Here is an 18,290-nt window from a genome sequence, read left to right as displayed (position 1 = left end):
ACCTGTAGGGAATATAAAATGGCCTGCGTTAGTTTATCGCAAATGGTGCGGCAAACTTAAAAGTGGGGATTTCTACCTCAAATTCCTTGGCGTCGGTAAAGTTGACCATGTGGTAGTGGCCGCGCATGGCGCCTACGGGCGAAGCCAAAAGGCAACCGGAACTGTAGGTGTGTGAGCCGCCCGGCTTGATTACTGGCTTTCTACCAATAACGCCTTCGCCATCTATGGTCTCCATTTCCTTAAGGGCGTCGAATACGTCCCAATGCCTTGCGGTAAGCTGCACGGTATCCTTGCTGAGATTTTCAATGCAGATGGTGTAGCCAAACGCATAGTGCACCTTGTAGTTTTTGAAGAACGTACCTTCAAAAGTGGTGCGGACCGAAACTTTGATTCCTTTCGTTACTTGTGTAAACATATCAATTGTAGGTAAAGACACTTCCCGTGAACGTCACGATTATGGTCAAAAAGGCCAAAATCATAAATATGGTGTTCAGAAAAATATATTTCACAATAGTTTTAAATCTTCCCTGGCCGTAAAATTTTCGCATGGCCTTGTACAGGTAAATGCCAAAAATCAAAAGAAAGATTCCCGAGCTGTTCCAGTTGAAAATGGTATCCAATGTTAGGCTAAGGATGAGCAAGATAAATAAGAGGGACTGATTGTGAAAACTAAAAATAAGATGATCGGTGTAGGTATTATTATTTCTGATGTACACCAACCAAATGAAAACCGTGAAGACCGGCATAAAGAAAAATATGATAAACGGAAGCTTGGAAATGGTGCTGTTGATCCATCGTCCGGGTGAACTCATTATCTTCCAAATGCTATTGGAAAAGTTAAAGGCCATTTTGTTGGTCGTGGTTTCTTCCACGCCATATTTTTCCCGTGCTTCATCAAAACTATACAAGGTGTCCTGTTTAATGAAATACCCAAAAAATTCCGCTTTTTTGGAAAAGTTTTCGATTCCTGAACCATTCCCCAGACTTTTAAAATAGGCCCTAGGGTCTGCATGCATCAAGGAATCCTTTTGCCTTTCTTTACGTTGGGCGCTTTGTACAAACACCCCGATGGAGTCCATATATTGGAGCTGTTCGGACAGTTTTGGGTCGGCTTCCTTTATGGAGTCCAACTTGTTCATGCCCATCAAAACACCGGGATTTGTCTTCTTTAAGGAGTCCAACATTTTTTTGGTTTTGTCGGATTGTTCCTCAAGGGCCGTGCTATCCACCTCAAAATTGCCCGAGTCCACATCAAAACTGATGGGGGAGCCATCATAAATATTCCCGTCGAATTCCCGTGCGGCCTTGTCCAAACCGGAAAAACTATTGTTGTAGGTGAACATCAAAAAGTAGAGGAAGGCCAAGCTCAATAAAAAACGGAATGGATTGGTGTAAGTGATTCGTTTTCCGTTTACATAATCCTTAGTGATGCTTCCGGGCCTAAGTAGCAGTGCGGAAAGGGTCTTCAGTAGTTTGGAGTCATAGTTGATCAGCCCAGAGAAGAACTCATCCAGAAAGTCTTTAAGTGTTAGCTTTTTAGTACTATTGGCCTGTGAGCAATTGGGGCAATACCTGTCACTAATGTCCAATGGATGGCCGCAGTTAAGGCACTCCACGCCACGGAACTTTAGTTCGTACCTTCCTTTGGTAATCAACCCACCCTTTTTAGCCATGAGAATTTAGATAAGGATAGGGTAAAGATAATTAATTGCTGATATTTTGAGAGTTTACGGAGCCTATACCTATTATACTGTCATACATTTCGCCAAAATCACGATAGTATACGAGGATGAGGTAGTTGTTCTCTGTGAAATGGAAATTTCCGCTGACCAAATTGGGTTCTATGGTGCCGTCTTCGCGCTGCACCACATATTTGTAGTTGTAAAAGCCTTGTTTAATGGGAAGGGTTACTTCAAATTTCCCGCTTTCTTCATTAAAGGTCATCTTGTTCTCCTCGGAAAGTGCGTAGTTGTTGAACTTTCCGATAACGTATACATTGTCCAATCCAATTAAGTTGCTGTAGGGTAGGCTAAAGTGTACCTTGGAATATTCCGCTTCGCGGGAAACATCTTCTCCTTGCATTGTTCTCACCACAAAATCTCCGTTGATGTCGGGAAAATAGGTATACTCTTGATCGAATCTGTATTGATTGGTAAATAGATAGTGATGGTACACCTCTCTCATTTCAATCTTGGAAATGGCAAATGTAGGTGACCTGAGGTCTTTGGTGTCAAAATTCAGGTATTCGTTGCCGCCGTAAAAACTGGTTTCCTCGTTGTAACGATATACGAGTTCGGTGCCAATGGTAAATTGGGGCGGAATGTTGTAAAGTGCCGTTGGCCATTGGTGGTTTTGGATGATGGCTACCTTGATTTCCCGCTTTGGGTTGACTACGTTAAAGCCAGCAGTGTTTATGGTAAACTGCACCACTTGTTTGGTGTTGATGAAATTGAAGTCCCTTGACCTTTTTACCACACCGGCCACATTCACCACATTGCGGTATACAACAAACCTTCTTGAAAATTGAAGGTCGCCATAGCTATTGTAGACTTCCAGTACATAGTTGCCGCTCACCCTCAATCGTACGTTTTGATTGGGAATGGTGAGTCGATAGTTGGAGTAGGGCTGTAGGGTGGTGTAGCTGTTTTCGTAATCAATAATGCGCTGGTTGTCCGCTCCGTCCAAATACTGGGATTTCAACAATTGTGACGGGGTCCAATCGTAATCGCAGTGAAAGATTTTGTAATAGTAGTCTTGTTCATTGGCCAAAAGATCGTCGAACTCCAAGGTGATGGACTCGCCCATTTGAATGACGGGAAACTGGTCTTCCGTGGGACCTTTAAAGACTATCGATTTGATATTCTCTGGTGGCTCCACCTCCTCCATCACTTGGCCAAAAGTTGGCCTGGCCATCAAAACGAGTAGAACTAAAATGTAGGTTAAACGCATCTGGGACACTATTTTGTGGTAAAGTTAAACAAAAAGTGTGCTTTGTGAACTAAGCTCGTTATAATCCCAATTTTATAGTTAATTATTATGAAAACAATCCTTTTAGTGCTATTTTTGCGTTCGATTTTGATAATAAAAGGTCTACAATAATATGTCTAAAGACATCCGGATTAAAAAGGGGTTGAATATCAACCTCGTTGGGGCAGCAGAGCAGACTATTTCCAATGCCGTTGCGAGTAACGTATATGCCCTGAACCTAGATGATTTCCATGGAATCACTCCAAAAATGTTGATTAAGGAAGGGGAAGAGATAAAGGCGGGCGAGCCCATCTTTTATAACAAGAACAACGAAGACATGCACTTCGTTTCCCCTGTCAGCGGTGAGTTGGTGGAAATCGTTAGGGGGGCAAGAAGGCGAATCTTAACGCTAAAAATCCTTGCCGACAAGGAACAACAGTACATGATCAACAAGGTGCCGGATTTGGACACGGCGGATGGTGAGGCCATTAAATCCTACCTTTTGCAATGTGGTGGATGGCCCTTCATCAAACAACGACCTTATGATGTGATCGCTGATCCCAGCGCCACTCCCAAAGCTATTTTTATTTCCGCCTATTCAACGGCTCCTTTAGAGGCCGACCCGGATTTTGCCTTGAGAGGCAAGGAGCAGGAAATCCAAGCAGCAGTAATGGGCTTGAGCAAGCTGACACCAGGAAAAATACACGTATCAGTAGGTAAGGGCAATGCAAGGTCTCCTTTTGTTGATATAAAAGGAATCGAGCTTCATAGGATTTCAGGTCCGCACCCTGCAGGATTGGTGGGAACACAGATCAATAAAATTGACCCGATCAACAAGGGAGAAGTGGTTTGGACCCTTTCACCGCAAGATGTTGTCATGTTGGGTGAGCTTTTGTTGACCGGTAAGTTCAATGCGGAGCGAGTGGTCGCGTTGGCTGGTTCTGTGATCAAGGCACCAAAATACTATAGAACCAAGATTGGAGCTGAAATTTCTACCTTTTTGTATGCCAGTGGCGTAACGGAAGATAGGTTCAGGTTGATCAATGGCGATGTGCTTACGGGTACCAAAACCAATACCGAAGGATATTTGGGCTTCTACAATAATACGGTTACGGCCATTCCAGAAGGCGACGATTATGAGTTTTTTGGATGGAACAAGCCGGTTTTCGATAAAATATCGTCCACAAGGGCATTGACCTTTTCTTGGTTGCAGCCCAAAAAGAAATATGATTTGGATACCAATACCAATGGCGAGCACAGGGCTTTCGTGGTAACGGGAAGGTATGAGGAGGTTTTTCCAATGGATATCTACCCGCTTCAACTGTTAAAGGCCTGCATGGTAAAGGATTTGGACGAAATGGAACAATTGGGCCTTTATGAAGTGGCCCCTGAGGATTTCTCTTTGACGGAATTCATCTGTATCTCAAAACAACCGCACCAACAAATAATCAGGGAAGGATTGGATTTGTTACAAAAAGAACTTGGATAATATGGCTTTGAAAGAAAAATTACATCAGTTAAAACTTAAGTATCAGGGCAAAAAGATGGCCCCGGCCTTTAACGCACTGCATACTTTTCTTTATACCCCGAACGAAACCACCCATTCAGGGGCTCACGTTCGTGCTGCGGACGATTTAAAGCGTACCATGAACACCGTTATTTTGTCATTGGTGCCCTGTTTGTTGTTCGGAATGTTCAATGCAGGATATCAACATTATTCTGCGATCAACGGTTTCCCAGAGAACTTTTCCCTTTTCGAGCATTTCTTGACGTGGGACAATTTCTGGGTAGGGGTTACGACCGTATTGCCACTGGTCATCGTTTCCTACGGTGTCGGTTTGGCTATCGAATTCTTGTTTGCCGTAATTAAGGGCCACGAGGTAGAGGAAGGATACTTGGTGACAGGTATGTTGGTTCCTTTGATTGTACCTGTTGATACTCCACTTTGGATGTTGGCCATCGCCGTTGTATTCGGCGTTGTTATCGGTAAGGAAGTCTTCGGAGGTACCGGAATGAATATTTTGAACCCAGCATTAACGATTCGTGCGTTCTTGTTCTTTGCCTATCCAACTTGGATGAGCGGGGATAAGGTATGGGTGCACGAAGCAGTTGAAAGAGCGGGTACTGCAGATGCTATTTCCGGGGAAACCATTCTTGGGTCATTGGCCCAAGGTTCGGATTATTCCTATTCACTGGCAGATATGTTCTATGGATTTATACCTGGTTCCGTAGGTGAAACATCTACCTTGTTGATTCTATTGGGAGGACTTTTCTTGATTTTCTCCAAAATAGCTTCATGGCGAATCATGGTGAGTGCCGTTATCGGTGCTTTGGCTATGGGACTTATATTTAATGGTATCGTGGATGCTGGATGGCTTCCGGAGTACAGTAAGTTCTACTCGTTGATGAGCTTTCCTTTCTGGCAGCATTTAATTGTTGGAGGTTTGGCTTTCGGTATCGTCTTCATGGCGACCGACCCTGTAACGGGCTCCCAAACCAATAAAGGAAAGTGGTACTACGGATTCTTTATCGGGTTCCTGTCCGTGATGATCAGGGTGTTCAACCCAGGGTATCCGGAAGGCGTATTCTTGGCCATCTTGTTGATGAACGTGTTTGCACCTACCATCGATCACTACGTGGTGAAGGGCAATATCAAAAAGAGATTGAAGAGATTGAAAACAGCAACCATCTATCCCAAAGCTTCGGATGAGGTTGATTCACTAAAAACGGAAACAGCGTAATTATGGCAATCAATACAGAAAAGAATGGCTATACTGTAATTTTTGCAGTGCTAATGGTTGTGGTTGTCGGCTCCTTGCTTGCCTTTATGGCTTCGGGCCTAAAGCCAATGATCGATGAGAACGTGCGCTTTGAAAAGCAACAGAACATCCTTTATGCCATGGGAGTCAACGAGAATGAAGGCGATGGAGATGTGTCTTTTGTACCTACTTCCGAGGTAGAGGGCGCATTTTCAAAATACATCACCCAGCAATTGGTTTGGGACGGGTCCCAGGTGGTTGAAAAGGACAACGCTTACCTTATTAATGTAGAAAAGGCACTAGCACAAGCCAAAAGCGGGGGAAATACTGAACTCCCACTCTTGGTCGGAGAAAAGGATGGCGAAAAGTATTATATCATCCCGATGTACGGTAAAGGTCTTTGGGATGCTATTTGGGGATACATGTCCGTTGGGGAGAATATGGAAATCAAAGGGGTCTTTTTTGATCACAAAGGGGAAACGCCCGGACTTGGTTCCAACATCAACCAACGTTTCTTTATGGATGACTTTAAAGGAGAATCCGTAATGGACGGGGATACATACGAAGGTGTTCAGGTAGCCAAAGGAAACAACGATCCCCTAAACGAAAATAAAGAAGATAATGAAGTGGATGCTTTGGCGGGTGCTACCATTACCGGAAACGGGGTAAGTGCCATGATCAAAGAGAGCTTGAAGCTTTACAAACCTTATTTACAAACTATTAGATCCAATTAATATGGCGCTACTATCAAAAAAAGATGCAAATCTTATAAAAGACCCGTTGGCCGATAACAACCCGATTACCATTCAGGTATTGGGTATCTGTTCTGCCTTGGCGATTACCGCAGAATTGAAAGCTTCGGTAGTTATGGCGATATCCGTATTGTTTGTAATGGGAGTAGGTAACGTGGTAATTTCATTGATCAGGAACATTATCCCTTCCAAAATCAGGATTATTGTTCAGTTGGTGGTTGTTGCCGCCTTGGTAATTATTGTGGATCAAGTGTTGAAGGCATTTGCCTATGACCTTAGTAAAACCTTGTCCGTATTTATTGGACTTATTATTACCAACTGTATCATCATGGGACGTTTTGAGGCATTCGCACTCGGAAATGGCCCAAGAAGAGCTTTCCTTGATGGAATCGGTAACGCGTTGGGATATGGAGTTATCCTTGTTATTGTTGGTTTCTTTAGGGAGCTTTTAGGTTCCGGAACCTTGTTCGGAATCAAAGTGCTTGGAGACCCCATCGCCAAAACTGGATTGTACTCCATCGGATATGAGAATAATGGATTTATGATTATACCTCCTGCAGCTTTGATTGTAGTAGGAGTCATCATTTGGGTACAACGCTCCAGAAACAGGGCATTAATTGAAGAAGCATAAACTGAGGAAGCATGTTAGAGCATTTAGAACTATTTTTTAAGTCAATCTTCGTAGACAATATGGTGTTTGCGGTCTTTTTGGGCATGTGTTCCTATTTGGCCGTATCCAAAAAAGTGACCACAGCCGTAGGTTTGGGAGCCGCCGTAATATTCGTATTGGGTGTAACCGTACCGTTGAACTGGTTGTTGGACAAATATTTGCTTCAAGATGGAGCCTTAGTCTGGTTGGGTCCAGAATATGCCGATTATGACCTAAGCTTTTTGTCCTTTATCCTATTTATCGCGACCATTGCGACTATGGTTCAGCTGGTAGAAATTGTAGTGGAGAAATTTTCTCCATCCTTGTATAACTCTTTGGGTATCTTTTTGCCGTTGATTGCGGTAAACTGTGCCATTCTTGGGGGCTCGTTGTTCATGCAGACCAGGGATATCCCTAACATCGGTTTGGCGTTGAACTACGGAATTAGCTCCGGTATCGGCTGGTTCTTGGCTATTTTGGCCATTGCAGCTATCCGTGAAAAGATTCGTTACTCCAACGTGCCCGCCCCATTGCGAGGATTGGGTATTACCTTTATCATAACAGGTTTGATGGGAATCGGGTTCCAAAGCTTCGGTGGAATGCTTACCGGGGATAACGAACCGCCAGAGGAGACCCAAAGCACCACTGCGGAGACCCAAAAGGAAAAAGAAATTAAAAAAGAGATTGATGAAGATGAAAAAGCAATCTCTTATAACGAAGCCTTAAACAAATAAAAGATGATATTAGCCGCAAGTACCGGAGGTACTATCTTGATCACAGTAGTTGCATTTCTTGTTTTGTTGTTAGTGTTGGTGGCGTTGTTGCTGTTCACTAAGGAAAAATTATCACCCTCGGGACCTGTAACCATTACCATTAATGGCGAAAAGGAATTGGAAGTGGGTTCCGGTGGATCATTGTTGTCCACCTTAGGTAATCAAAAGATATTCTTGCCATCCGCTTGTGGTGGTGGTGGAACCTGTATCCAATGCGAGTGCCATGTGCTTTCCGGGGGAGGAGAGGCATTGCCTACCGAAACCCCTCATTTTTCCAAAAAGGAATTGCAAGAAGGAGCACGATTGGCCTGTCAGGTCAAAGTAAAGCAGGATATGGAAATCACGATTCCAGAAGAGGTGTTTGGTATCAAAAAATGGGATGCCAAAGTGGTGCGTAACTATAACGTGGCCTCTTTTATCAAGGAATTTGTAGTGGAAATTCCTGAGGATATGAACTACAAAGCAGGTGGATATATCCAAATTGAAATTCCGCCATGTGAGGTAAAATATTCGGATATCGATATCACCGCTCACCCAGAAGAGCACGAAACACCAGACAAGTTTCAAGCAGAGTGGGATAAATTTAACTTGTGGCCATTGGTCATGAAGAACCCTGAAACCGTTGAGAGAGCCTATTCCATGGCCTCTTACCCTGCGGAAGGAAGGGAAATTATGTTGAACGTTCGTATTGCGACCCCACCATGGGATCGTAATAAAAATGGATGGATGGACGTAAACCCGGGTATTGCTTCCTCTTACATATTTAGTTTGAAGGAAGGTGACCCTGTAACCATTTCTGGACCTTTTGGTGAATTCTTCATCAACGAATCCGAAGCAGAGATGCTTTACGTAGGAGGTGGTGCTGGAATGGCTCCGATGCGTTCCCACTTGTACCATTTGTTCAAGACCTTGAAAACGGATAGAAAAGTGACCTATTGGTATGGAGGACGTTCCAAGAGAGAGTTGTTCTACATTGACCACTTTAAGAAATTGGAGAAGGAATTCCCCAACTTTAAATTCTACATGGCACTTTCTGAGCCATTGGAAGAAGATAACTGGAAGGTGAAGAAGGATATCAATGATGAGGAAGGTGATGGATTTGTTGGATTTATCCACAACTGCGTTATCGATAACTACCTGAACCATCATGAAACCCCGGAGGACATCGAATTGTATTTCTGTGGACCACCATTGATGAACAAGGCCGTTCAAAAAATGGGCGAGGACTTTGGTATTCCCGATGAGAATATCAGATTTGATGACTTTGGTGGATAGAAACCAAAATTGAATATCACCTCGAGCATTGTCGAGAGGTATAATAAAACCAAACCGATGCTCCCAGCATCGGTTTTTTTGTTAGCTATGCTATGGGAAGAGAATTAACGGAACAGGAACTTCATAACTTGGCCATGAACATTGTGGGCAGGGAACTCGAGGCCGATGGTTTTGAGTTTATGGCCATCAACAGTAAACTCAAAAAGAATCCGCAGTACGTATGCCTTAAGGAGAAAGTACTGCACTTTATCGTAGTGCGTAATGTGGAGTTTCCATTCAACCCGAGGGAGTACGATAAAGAACTGATGCACAAGGTGAAAAATCACGCAGAAAAGTTCGAAGCAAGGACCTATTTTGCCGGTGTAGGGCTTTCCAATGCCGCGGATAGGACCGAACCCCTGTATCTGAACGAGGAGTACGTAGTGGATTATCAAGGATTAATAGAGATTTAGATGAAGAACAATTGGATCATTTCAGTGTTGACAGTACTTTTTTTGGCCGGGTGTACCCCCGAAGCGCATGTAAAGAACCAATCTTGGGGCAATGCCCTGGGAACCACCTATTCCATCATCTATATTGCAGACGAGGAGTTGGATTACCAACAAGAAATCGACTCGGTGTTTCAAGTACTCAACCAATCCATGTCCACTTACATCCCTACTTCAGATATTTCAAAGATCAATACCGGGGACTCCACCATTCAGGTAGATGATATGTTCCGGGAGGTTTTTGAGGTGTCCAGTGAGGTCTATAAAGCCTCGGACGGTTATTTTGACCCTACTATCGGTGTTTTGGTAAATGCGTGGGGATTTGGCCCAGGTGAGCAAATGCAGCTCGATAGCCTTCGTGTAGACAGTTTGTTGCAATATGTAGGGTGGGACAAGGTAAAACTGAATGCGAATAATACTATCACTAAGGAACATCCATCCATCCGTTTCGATTTCAATGCCGTGGCCAAAGGCTATGCCATTGATCGATTGGGGGCTATGCTCGACCAGAAAGGCATTGATAATTATCTCGTTGAGGTTGGCGGCGAAGTCTTGGCCAAGGGAACCAATTTGGTGTCCGGAAAACAATGGACCGTAGGTATTGATGATCCCCAAGTGGAGACAGGTCGTCAGCTTAAGCAAATAGTTTCGCTCAAGGATGTGGCCATGGCATCATCAGGAAACTATAGAAAATTTAGGGTAGACCCTGAAACTGGTGAAAAGTTTGTGCATACTATTAACCCAAAAACAGGATACACCAAAAATTCCAATGTATTGGCCACCAGTGTGGTTGCTAAGACCTGTGCCGTGGCTGATGCCTATGCCACCACATTTATGGCGCTAGATTTGGAAGACTCCAAGGCCATACTTGAGGGCCATGATGAACTTGAGGCCTATATCATCTATTTGGATAGCAATGGTGTGACTCAAGAGTATTTCACCCCTGGCTTTGAAGCTTTGGTCAAGAAGTAATTACTTTTTTACCAGCGGGATGATTTCCCCCTTGGCCAAACGGTATTTTTCCACATCTTCCTTTGGAAGCCTGTTGGTGTAATCTACCTCTTCTACCGTAAAGCCAATGCTACGAAGTTTGTCAAAATAGTCCCTGCCGTAAATGCGCACATGGTCATATTGGCCAAAAATCCGTGCTCGCTCCTTTCGGTCGGTAATGGTGTTGTCCTCAAAGGTTTGCTCTCGTTTAAGGTCCTGTGGAATTTGGAATATGCCCCAGCCTCCCGGTTTCATTACACGGTAAAGCTCCTGCATCGCTTTGGTATCATCCGGGATATGTTCCAAGACATGGTTGCAAAGGATTACGTCAAAGAAGTTGTCATCAAATGGCAAGTCACAGATATCCGCTTTCACATCTGCCAAAGGTGAATTCAGGTCAGTGGTGGTGTAGGTAATATGGTTCAACTTTTTAAACCGCTTGTAAAAGGCTTGTTCGGGCGCAAAGTGCAACAGTTGAATAGGCTTGGTAAAGAAATCCGTTTCATTTTTGAGATAGAGCCATAAAAGGCGATGCCTTTCCAGGGATAGGGTCGAAGGAGAGAGAACATTTTCACGGGGGTTTTCGTATCCGTAAGGCAAAAACTTCCTGAAACTTTTTCCATCGATGGGGTCGGTATATGTTTTTCCCTTTAGGGAAAATGCAATCAACGGCCGCACCCAATAGCTCAGTCGGATGAGTAAAGGACGAGGGATTAGATTCAGAAAATATTTAAACAGTTTTGACACGAATTAAGTGGTTATTGCCTATGGTAAAGTTTGAATGCAAAATGTCAGTTCAAGAACTGGAGTTTTTTTCTGATACTTTAATTCTCGATACAATTTTTCTTCGTTTCACTCCTAAAAATCACTCGAATTGACAAATTTTATCAGAAACTCACTTAAAGCACCAACTTCTTACTACGAAATTCATCCTCTTCATCACTGGTGATGCCCAAAGCTTCGTAAATATATTGGAAAGTAGACAGCAGTTCTGGTTTTCCATCAATCAGGGCAACATCGTGTTCAAAGTGGGCGCTAGGTTTGCCATCAGCAGTCAATATGGTCCATCCATCACGTAATTGCTTGATACGCTTGGTTCCCATATTGATCATGGGCTCTATGGCCACTACCATTCCGTCGACAAACTTTTTACCGCGACCTCTTTTGCCATAATTGGGCATTTGAGGATCTTCGTGGAGCTCTCGGCCCAGACCATGACCCACCAATTCCCGGACAACTCCGTAGCCGTGGTCTTCTGTATATTTTTGAATGGCATAACCCACGTCACCTACACGGTTACCCAATTTAAATTCCCGTATCCCGATGTAAAGCGATTCCTTGGTTACTTTAAGCAGTTTTTTGGTTTCCTCGGCCACTTCACCCACTTCAAATGTATAGGCATGGTCACCATAAAAGCCATTTTTTACGGCCCCACAATCCACAGAAATGATATCTCCTTCCTTTAGGGGTTCATTTCCCGGAATGCCATGTACTACTTGTGCATTGGGGCTCCAGTTGAGCGTGTTAGGAAAGTCATACATCCCTAAGAAACCGGGTTTGGCTCCTTGTTCCCGGATGAAATCCTCGGCCATTTTATCCAATTTCAAGGGGTTGGCACCAGGTTTTATCTCTTTCGCCAACATACCCAAGGTACGGGATACCACCAACGCGCTTTCCCGCATCAACTCAATTTCCTCTGCTGTTTTTACTTGAATCATGCGGCAAAGATAAATTGATTCTGTGGATTTCAAGGTATTTCACCTAAACCAATGGCTTTTGGGTCATTGCTTCGGGCTGTGGAACGTTCAACATTTTCAGAATCGTAGGTGCAATATCCCCAAGCACACCATTTTTTACTTCTTTAATATCCTTATCTACCAAAATAAGCGGAACAGGATTGGTGGTATGGGCAGTGTTGGGACTGCCATCAGGATTGATCATGGTGTCGCAATTGCCGTGGTCTGCGATTACGATAGTGGAATAACCGTTTTCCAAACCGGCGGTAATTACATCCTTGGCACATTCATCAACAGTTTCACAAGCTTTTATGGCTGCTTCCATAATTCCAGTATGGCCTACCATATCCGGATTGGCGAAATTAAGGCACACAAAGTCGGCTTCCCCTTTTTTGAGCTTGGGAATGATGGCGTCCCGAATGTCATAAGCGCTCATCTCGGGCTGAAGATCGTATGTGGCCACTTTAGGCGACGGGCAAAGAATACGCTGTTCGCCTTCGAAAGGTTCCTCACGTCCACCATTAAAGAAGAAGGTAACATGCGGATATTTTTCGGTCTCGGCAATGCGAATCTGCTTTTTTCCATGCTTGGCAAGGGTTTCCCCGAGGGTGTCCTTAATATTTTCTTTGTTGAAAATGATTTTGATGCCCTTGAAGGATTCGTCATAATTGGTCATGGTCACATAATACAAATCCAATTTGTGCATGTTCTGCTCATGAAAATCCATCTGGCTCAGGACTTGGGTAAGCTCACGGCCCCTATCCGTCCTGAAATTAAAAAAGATGATGACATCACCATCCTTGATTTTTGTAAGCGGTTCGTTATTGGAATCGGTCATCACCAAGGGTTTGATGAACTCATCTGTTACACCTTCATCATAGCTGTTTTGCATGGCTTCCCCAATATTCTGGGTTTTTTCGCCTTCGGCGTTTACCAATACCTCGTAGGCCATTTTGACGCGCTCCCAACGTTTGTCACGGTCCATGGCATAGTATCTTCCGATTACCGTGGCCAATTTGGTTTTTTTGTCTGAGCAGAATTGGTCCAAGTCCACTAAAAAGCCCTTACCACTTTTGGGGTCCACATCGCGGCCGTCGGTAAAGGCATGGACAAAGGACTGTTGTACGCCACTCTCGTCGGCCGCCTTAATCAATGCCTTTAAATGGTCTATATGGCTATGCACCCCGCCATCGCTCACCAATCCTAAGAAATGGACTGGTTTGTTGTTGGTTTTGGCATATTCAAATGCATCCTTTAGGACCTGTTCATTTTTTAAGGTGTCTTCCTTTACGGCCTTGTTGATTTTGGCCAGATCTTGGTACACAATACGTCCGGCACCCAAATTCATGTGGCCCACTTCACTATTGCCCATTTGCCCTTCGGGCAGTCCCACGTTCATGCCATCGGTAAGCAAGTCCGCATCTGGGTAGTTTTTATAGAGTGAATCAACGAATGGTGTGTTGGCTTTTTCAATGGCTGAAACGTTTGGATCGGGAGATTTTCCCCATCCATCCAAAATCATAAGAATTACCTTTTTGCTCATAGTTGAAAGTTGTATTACAAAAGTAAAATGTTCTCCTTGGATGCCCTAGCTTTTTGTTAAAATTCTAATTACGAACTTGTTAATTATTTTATGTTAAAATTGAAGTATTGTTAAAATTTGGTTATATAACTGTTAATCCTGTAACATGATGGGTTTTTGAGAGTCTATTTTTATAACAAGTAAATTCATTAATCAAAAACATTCATCATGAAAAAAACAATTTTCACAGTGGCTGCATTATCCATGTTGGCCCTAAGCGGCGTTGCTGCCCACGAACCTGTTTCCGCGAACAGTACAGCCAATCTTGAAATCGTAACTCCCGATGAGCTCAGCGCTTTTTGCAAAGCAGTGATGCAAGGAGATGTAGAGACTGTAAAAAAGTTTATTGAACTGGGAGAGGATGTCAACCAAAAATCTTTGGGAAAGGCACCTATTCATTATGCCGCCCGGTATAACAAGGCGGAAGTTTTGAAAGTACTCATTGAAAACGGCGCCAACCTAAAAATGCGCTGCGATGGGGGGATGACCGCTATGAAGTATGCCAAGGTGTCCAATGCCACCGATGCACAAGCCGTATTGGAAGCTGCTATGAAAAAATAGAAAAGGAGTTTATTCGTCTAATGTAAAAGGCCCTATCCAAACGGATGGGGCCTTTGCTCATTTTAAATAATTATAGTGTCCTTGCAAAAGAGTGTGTCTCGCGGCTTAGAATTCAAAGCCTGTAAAAGCTCTGTACAAAAATGCGTAAAAGGCCATGAACAACATGACCGCGCAAAATATCGAATATCCCTTCAAGAAATATACGACAAAGCTAGGTTTGCAATCGTCAAATGCCTCTAAATAGAGATCTTTAAAGTGTACTAGTGTTCCCATATGTTCTCTCTTTTTACCGCACAAAAAGGTCAAGAGAACGTAGGTAGGATTCGGGTTTACTCAAAGATAAGGAATAAAAGATAGAATGCCTTTTTTATCGATAAACAGCCAATTCTATCGACCTGAATATTTTTCGATGGCCTCTTTTATTTTTTCAATCCTATTCTCGGGATCGGGATGCGTGCTTTGGAACTCCGGCACCCTGTTTGGGCCCGCGGCCGATTTTAAGATTTCCATTACGCTGATCATTTCGTTGGGGTCGTATCCGGATTCAATCATAAAAAGGACACCCAGTTCGTCGCTTTCCAGTTCGTCTCCCCTCCCGTTTTTCAATAAGGTGTTTTGCCCAATCCCAGCGACCAGGTTCCCCATGTCTCCACCAACAGAGGCTCCCGTGGCCAAGGTCTGCCAAAAACTGCTCTCCGCGATACGTTCGGCGGAATGCCTTCCCAGCACGTGGCCTATCTCATGACCTAAAACACCCGCTAATTGTGGCTCGTTCAACTGGGAAAAAAGTGCGTAAGTGATAAAAATCTGTCCGCCTGGCAGCGCAAAGGCATTAATGGTTCTATCGTCTGCCAAAAGATGGAATTCGTACCGGTACGGAGTTTCGCGGGCCACGCTATTGTTGACCAGTTTGCTGCCTACGGCGTCTACAAAAGCCTGTAATTGCTCGTCGGGGTAGAGTCCTCCATGCTGTTGCGCCATTTCGGGTGCGCTTTGCAGTCCTATGGCAATTTCTTGCTCTGCCGTCATGTCAATATTCTGGGTCCGGCCGGTATAGGGGTTTTTCTCTTGGTTGCTGCAGCGCCGAATAAAGGCGAAGGCCACTATAGCCAAGCCGATAAGGATGCGTATCCTCCAACTTCCTCTTTTCATGATGTTAGTGTTCTAGCTACTGGAAGATACAAAAAAACGCTTATAGCAATACGGGGTTGATGTCCAAAATATTGTCCTGAATGTAGGTGCGAACAAACCTATTGGTAAAATGTTCGCTACCGAAGAAATCCTCTTTTTGGAGTAGTTTCAAAATGTTCAACCTTCGGTATTCGGTAAGCATGGGGATGGAAAGTGGGGCATAGCTGTAGTGCCATGGCTCATATTTGAATCCTCTTCGTTTAGGATTGTTGGTGTAGACCAGATAGAACCCATATTTGGTCGAATTCTCATCCAACCAAAGTTTTAAGCCTTCAAAAGGACCACCTGCCTCGAATTTCTCTGCGACCAGCACATCTCCTGAAACTTCAGGATAACCATCGATAATATCAATGTCGGTACCCCAATGATGGCGACTTGTGCCAGGTATGGTAGAATATTCAATGATTTTGTCAATGGCATCCAAGGGTGTCATCCCATCCTCTTCGGTAAAGGCAAGATATTTTCGTTCCCAAATCGTCCGCTGACGGAAAAAATCCCGGTAACTGGACACCATTTTAATGTCAAAACCGTCCGAATAAGCGGCCTTTTTCATTTCCAAGAAGGACTCATAGGCCTCTTTTCTAAGGTTGATGCCTTCACCAAATAATTCTATTTTGGCTTTTCCCATTAACTCTTCGGTAGAGTAATTTGGGTCAAAAATAGTTGGAAATACAGGGGGTAGGGCACAGGCCAATCCTGAGGCCGACGTAGTTTTGATAAAGGTCCTTCTTCTCATGAAAATGAATTTTGACCCAAGTTAAGAAGTATTTTTAATTCGTCTTTTGAAAAGTTTTTGTTCGGTAAATTATCTGTCCAAAAAGAGGAAGCCAGTGTATTCCAACTCTAGGTCATCCAAGGAAACCAAGTAAAAATAGACACCTTCGGGCAGACCAGCATCTTGGCTCACCACAAAACTTCCCGTGTTGGATACCCCATTAAACTCGTTGATGTAGTTGAACTTTTCAAACACCTTTTGCCCAAAACGGTTAAAGATGCGCAAACTGTTGTTCGGTGATTCCTCCATGCCATCGATCACCAAAAAATCGTTGATACCGTCCCCGTTGGGACTTAAAAAATAATTACCGAGGGTCGGATTTTCCACGGCAAATGTATCGGTGGGCAATGGAATGGTGCCAAAGGTAATGGCCGCAAAATCACTGGGAACAAAGGTCTGTGAGGTGATAAACCCCTGTGCAAGGTCACCACTAATGGCCGAATTTCCTATAATGACCCATTGGTTGGATGCTTTGCTCCAACCTACCACAATAATGGATTCGGGTGTGGCATTGGGTATGGTGGCCAGGTCGCTTCTTGTGTTCCAGGAAATGGTCACCTGTGCTGGGACATCGCTTTGGATGATCCAAAATTCACGGTCCGATACCGTTCCAATATCCCTGACTTTTTGTTCGGTATCGAAACCTTGTAAAATGGATTCAGGATTGGAAGGGTCCTCAAAAAAATAGGCGCAAACGGCCAAAGGCGTATTGCCTTGGGAGTTTAGAATAAGGGGTCTGAGCTGCGCCGAATCACCCACAGGGAAGGAAAACACATCCTGATTGGTAATAGCGGCAAAGCCGGTGACTTTGGAGGCATCGCTTTCGCCGGCAAAAAACCCGGTGTCCACAAAGTTGAGGTTCACTGCCGAAATATTCGTAGGCGATAAAAAGTCCCCATCAATAAAATTTATATTATTGCGCACCAACAGGGCGTTTTGCAAAAAAACGTTACTGTTCATCAAAATCTCGGTGTCCCATAGGGTGGGGGGAATGCTTCCGGAAACGATGATGGGCCTATTCCCATAAAATCCGACCAGTCCGTTGGTTTGGTCAAAATTAGCATCGTTGATAAAATCGGTATGCAACCCGATCTGGGCATTGTTGTGCACCGTAAAGTTGCCACTATTGTACAGCCCGCTCTGGGCCAAACAAAAAGAGACCGAAAGGAGGGCGGTTATGTAGAGGAGGGGTTTCATTCTAAGGATTTACAACGATGTATTGCCAATTTGCATCCGTGAGTGTTGGTGGGCCTCCACCGGTAAACTCATATACTTTAACAGAAAAATCACCATTATTTTGAGAGGTTAGTTGTATCATGATAGCATCACCTGATGCATTTTCCTCTACAGTAAGATGAATAATTGATGAAGTTGTAATGGCATCATTATTTATCGTGTACTCTCCAGTACTTGTACTTGTTCCTGAGGCCACTTGCCCTGATAATGCTATTTCATCCGTTACGGAATCCACGTATGCCTTTGTTGCAGCATCCTGAGGGTTTGTTGGGTCGGTCACGTCTGTGATTGCGTTGTTTCCGGCACTTGGGTCGATGGCTATGACATCGGCCAGGTCTTGTGCCTCGGTAAACGTGCTATTTATTACGTAGGGGGTTCCAGTGGTGCCGTCCCCCGTGATGTTGATGTCGGTGCCCGCGTTGATCAATGTTTCCGACCCATCCGCGGCATTGTTTGTTATTTCGTTGTCCACATAGTTTTTGGTGGCAGCGTCCTGAGGGTTTGTTGGGTCTGTAACATCAGTGATTACGCTGTTCCCGGCACTTGGGTCTATGGC

At 44.0% G+C, this 18,290-nt stretch carries 20 protein-coding genes; 9 read left to right on the top strand and 11 right to left on the bottom strand.

Features of this window, described 5'->3' with window-relative positions:
- Nucleotides 1-28 precede the first annotated feature (28 nt).
- The 3 genes from apaG to EO130_RS08575 are packed head-to-tail and all read right to left on the bottom strand — an operon-like array spanning nt 29 to nt 2,949.
- Nucleotides 29-415: a Co2+/Mg2+ efflux protein ApaG gene (gene apaG / locus EO130_RS08585; protein ID WP_127141103.1), complete on the bottom strand. Its 387-nt coding sequence runs from the start codon at nt 413-415 to the stop codon at nt 29-31.
- Between the two features lies 1 nt (nt 416).
- Nucleotides 417-1,673, bottom strand: coding sequence for a DUF3667 domain-containing protein (locus tag EO130_RS08580; protein ID WP_127141102.1), 1,257 nt, complete (start codon nt 1,671-1,673; stop codon nt 417-419).
- A 31-nt stretch (nt 1,674-1,704) separates the two neighbouring features.
- Nucleotides 1,705-2,949 carry a type IX secretion system plug protein gene (locus tag EO130_RS08575; RefSeq protein WP_127141101.1) on the bottom strand — a complete coding sequence of 415 codons (1,245 nt, stop codon included), beginning with the start codon at nt 2,947-2,949 and terminating at the stop codon, nt 1,705-1,707.
- Between the two features lie 151 nt (nt 2,950-3,100).
- On the opposite strand from EO130_RS08575, the gene EO130_RS08570 reads away from it, so the two are divergent.
- From EO130_RS08570 to EO130_RS08535, 8 genes are all read left to right on the top strand, one after another.
- Nucleotides 3,101-4,456, top strand: a complete 1,356-nt coding sequence (locus EO130_RS08570; protein ID WP_127141100.1) for a Na(+)-translocating NADH-quinone reductase subunit A — start codon at nt 3,101-3,103, stop codon at nt 4,454-4,456.
- A gap of 1 nt (nt 4,457) precedes the next feature.
- The gene (locus tag EO130_RS08565; RefSeq protein ID WP_127141099.1) at nt 4,458-5,708 is read left to right on the top strand and encodes an NADH:ubiquinone reductase (Na(+)-transporting) subunit B; all 1,251 of its coding nucleotides are present in this window, start codon (nt 4,458-4,460) and stop codon (nt 5,706-5,708) included.
- 2 nt (nt 5,709-5,710) lie between these two features.
- Nucleotides 5,711-6,460: a Na(+)-translocating NADH-quinone reductase subunit C gene (locus tag EO130_RS08560; protein WP_127141098.1), complete on the top strand. Its 750-nt coding sequence runs from the start codon at nt 5,711-5,713 to the stop codon at nt 6,458-6,460.
- A 1-nt stretch (nt 6,461) separates the two neighbouring features.
- Nucleotides 6,462-7,109, top strand: coding sequence for an NADH:ubiquinone reductase (Na(+)-transporting) subunit D (locus EO130_RS08555; RefSeq protein WP_127141097.1), 648 nt, complete (start codon nt 6,462-6,464; stop codon nt 7,107-7,109).
- A gap of 11 nt (nt 7,110-7,120) precedes the next feature.
- On the top strand, nt 7,121-7,861 hold the full coding sequence (gene nqrE, locus EO130_RS08550; protein WP_127141096.1) for an NADH:ubiquinone reductase (Na(+)-transporting) subunit E: 741 nt from the start codon (nt 7,121-7,123) through the stop codon (nt 7,859-7,861).
- A gap of 3 nt (nt 7,862-7,864) precedes the next feature.
- Nucleotides 7,865-9,175, top strand: a complete 1,311-nt coding sequence (nqrF, locus tag EO130_RS08545) for an NADH:ubiquinone reductase (Na(+)-transporting) subunit F (protein ID WP_127141095.1) — start codon at nt 7,865-7,867, stop codon at nt 9,173-9,175.
- Between the two features lie 92 nt (nt 9,176-9,267).
- Nucleotides 9,268-9,627, top strand: coding sequence for a Na(+)-translocating NADH-quinone reductase subunit F (locus EO130_RS08540; protein ID WP_127141094.1), 360 nt, complete (start codon nt 9,268-9,270; stop codon nt 9,625-9,627).
- On the top strand, nt 9,628-10,635 hold the full coding sequence (locus tag EO130_RS08535; protein WP_127141093.1) for an FAD:protein FMN transferase: 1,008 nt from the start codon (nt 9,628-9,630) through the stop codon (nt 10,633-10,635).
- Here the strand turns inward: EO130_RS08535 and EO130_RS08530 are convergent, their stop codons facing one another.
- The 3 genes from EO130_RS08530 to gpmI all read right to left on the bottom strand — a co-directional run bounded on the left by EO130_RS08530 (nt 10,636) and on the right by gpmI (nt 13,932).
- Nucleotides 10,636-11,400 (bottom strand): class I SAM-dependent methyltransferase, encoded by a 765-nt coding sequence (locus tag EO130_RS08530; RefSeq protein ID WP_127141092.1) that lies wholly within the window; start codon nt 11,398-11,400, stop codon nt 10,636-10,638.
- Nucleotides 11,401-11,552: 152 nt separating this feature from the next.
- Nucleotides 11,553-12,371 (bottom strand): type I methionyl aminopeptidase, encoded by an 819-nt coding sequence (gene map / locus EO130_RS08525; protein WP_127141091.1) that lies wholly within the window; start codon nt 12,369-12,371, stop codon nt 11,553-11,555.
- A gap of 43 nt (nt 12,372-12,414) precedes the next feature.
- Nucleotides 12,415-13,932, bottom strand: a complete 1,518-nt coding sequence (gpmI, locus tag EO130_RS08520) for a 2,3-bisphosphoglycerate-independent phosphoglycerate mutase (protein WP_127141090.1) — start codon at nt 13,930-13,932, stop codon at nt 12,415-12,417.
- Nucleotides 13,933-14,139: 207 nt separating this feature from the next.
- Here gpmI and EO130_RS08515 point away from each other — a divergent pair, with 207 nt between their 5' ends.
- Nucleotides 14,140-14,532: an ankyrin repeat domain-containing protein gene (locus tag EO130_RS08515; RefSeq protein WP_127141089.1), complete on the top strand. Its 393-nt coding sequence runs from the start codon at nt 14,140-14,142 to the stop codon at nt 14,530-14,532.
- A gap of 105 nt (nt 14,533-14,637) precedes the next feature.
- On the opposite strand, the gene EO130_RS15695 is transcribed toward EO130_RS08515, so the two are convergent.
- The 5 genes from EO130_RS15695 to EO130_RS08495 form a co-directional block, all read right to left on the bottom strand.
- Nucleotides 14,638-14,805 (bottom strand): DUF6747 family protein, encoded by a 168-nt coding sequence (locus EO130_RS15695; protein ID WP_306456993.1) that lies wholly within the window; start codon nt 14,803-14,805, stop codon nt 14,638-14,640.
- Between the two features lie 114 nt (nt 14,806-14,919).
- Nucleotides 14,920-15,684, bottom strand: a complete 765-nt coding sequence (locus EO130_RS08510) for a M48 family metalloprotease (protein WP_127141088.1) — start codon at nt 15,682-15,684, stop codon at nt 14,920-14,922.
- Nucleotides 15,685-15,724: 40 nt separating this feature from the next.
- A complete protein-coding gene (locus EO130_RS08505; protein WP_127141087.1) occupies nt 15,725-16,459 on the bottom strand; it encodes a M15 family metallopeptidase in 735 nt (244 codons plus the stop codon).
- 69 nt (nt 16,460-16,528) lie between these two features.
- Nucleotides 16,529-17,695 carry a gliding motility-associated C-terminal domain-containing protein gene (locus EO130_RS08500; RefSeq protein WP_127141086.1) on the bottom strand — a complete coding sequence of 389 codons (1,167 nt, stop codon included), beginning with the start codon at nt 17,693-17,695 and terminating at the stop codon, nt 16,529-16,531.
- A 1-nt stretch (nt 17,696) separates the two neighbouring features.
- Nucleotides 17,697-18,290, bottom strand: a 594-nt coding sequence (locus EO130_RS08495; RefSeq protein ID WP_206513141.1) for a hypothetical protein, incomplete at its 5' end; no start/stop codon positions are given.

This window comes from Flagellimonas marinaquae, from assembly GCF_003992675.1.
GTDB lineage: Bacteria > Bacteroidota > Bacteroidia > Flavobacteriales > Flavobacteriaceae > Flagellimonas > Flagellimonas marinaquae.
This window is presented reverse-complemented; position numbering and strand designations above follow the sequence as displayed.

Excerpts from the sequence above, each read along its gene's own strand:
- map (WP_127141091.1), bottom strand. The coding sequence starts at position 12,371 with ATGATTCAAGTAAAAACAGCAGAGGAAATTGAGTTGATGCGGGAAAGC.
- EO130_RS08535 (WP_127141093.1), top strand. The coding sequence starts at position 9,628 with ATGAAGAACAATTGGATCATTTCAGTGTTGACAGTACTTTTTTTGGCC.
- nqrF (WP_127141095.1), top strand. The coding sequence starts at position 7,865 with ATGATATTAGCCGCAAGTACCGGAGGTACTATCTTGATCACAGTAGTT.
- EO130_RS08540 (WP_127141094.1), top strand. The coding sequence starts at position 9,268 with ATGGGAAGAGAATTAACGGAACAGGAACTTCATAACTTGGCCATGAAC.
- EO130_RS08555 (WP_127141097.1), top strand. The coding sequence starts at position 6,462 with ATGGCGCTACTATCAAAAAAAGATGCAAATCTTATAAAAGACCCGTTG.
- EO130_RS15695 (WP_306456993.1), bottom strand. The coding sequence starts at position 14,805 with ATGGGAACACTAGTACACTTTAAAGATCTCTATTTAGAGGCATTTGAC.
- EO130_RS08570 (WP_127141100.1), top strand. The coding sequence starts at position 3,101 with ATGTCTAAAGACATCCGGATTAAAAAGGGGTTGAATATCAACCTCGTT.
- apaG (WP_127141103.1), bottom strand. The coding sequence starts at position 415 with ATGTTTACACAAGTAACGAAAGGAATCAAAGTTTCGGTCCGCACCACT.
- EO130_RS08515 (WP_127141089.1), top strand. The coding sequence starts at position 14,140 with ATGAAAAAAACAATTTTCACAGTGGCTGCATTATCCATGTTGGCCCTA.
- EO130_RS08580 (WP_127141102.1), bottom strand. The coding sequence starts at position 1,673 with ATGGCTAAAAAGGGTGGGTTGATTACCAAAGGAAGGTACGAACTAAAG.
- EO130_RS08560 (WP_127141098.1), top strand. The coding sequence starts at position 5,711 with ATGGCAATCAATACAGAAAAGAATGGCTATACTGTAATTTTTGCAGTG.
- EO130_RS08565 (WP_127141099.1), top strand. The coding sequence starts at position 4,458 with ATGGCTTTGAAAGAAAAATTACATCAGTTAAAACTTAAGTATCAGGGC.
- EO130_RS08505 (WP_127141087.1), bottom strand. The coding sequence starts at position 16,459 with ATGAGAAGAAGGACCTTTATCAAAACTACGTCGGCCTCAGGATTGGCC.
- nqrE (WP_127141096.1), top strand. The coding sequence starts at position 7,121 with ATGTTAGAGCATTTAGAACTATTTTTTAAGTCAATCTTCGTAGACAAT.
- gpmI (WP_127141090.1), bottom strand. The coding sequence starts at position 13,932 with ATGAGCAAAAAGGTAATTCTTATGATTTTGGATGGATGGGGAAAATCT.
- EO130_RS08510 (WP_127141088.1), bottom strand. The coding sequence starts at position 15,684 with ATGAAAAGAGGAAGTTGGAGGATACGCATCCTTATCGGCTTGGCTATA.
- EO130_RS08575 (WP_127141101.1), bottom strand. The coding sequence starts at position 2,949 with ATGCGTTTAACCTACATTTTAGTTCTACTCGTTTTGATGGCCAGGCCA.
- EO130_RS08500 (WP_127141086.1), bottom strand. The coding sequence starts at position 17,695 with ATGAAACCCCTCCTCTACATAACCGCCCTCCTTTCGGTCTCTTTTTGT.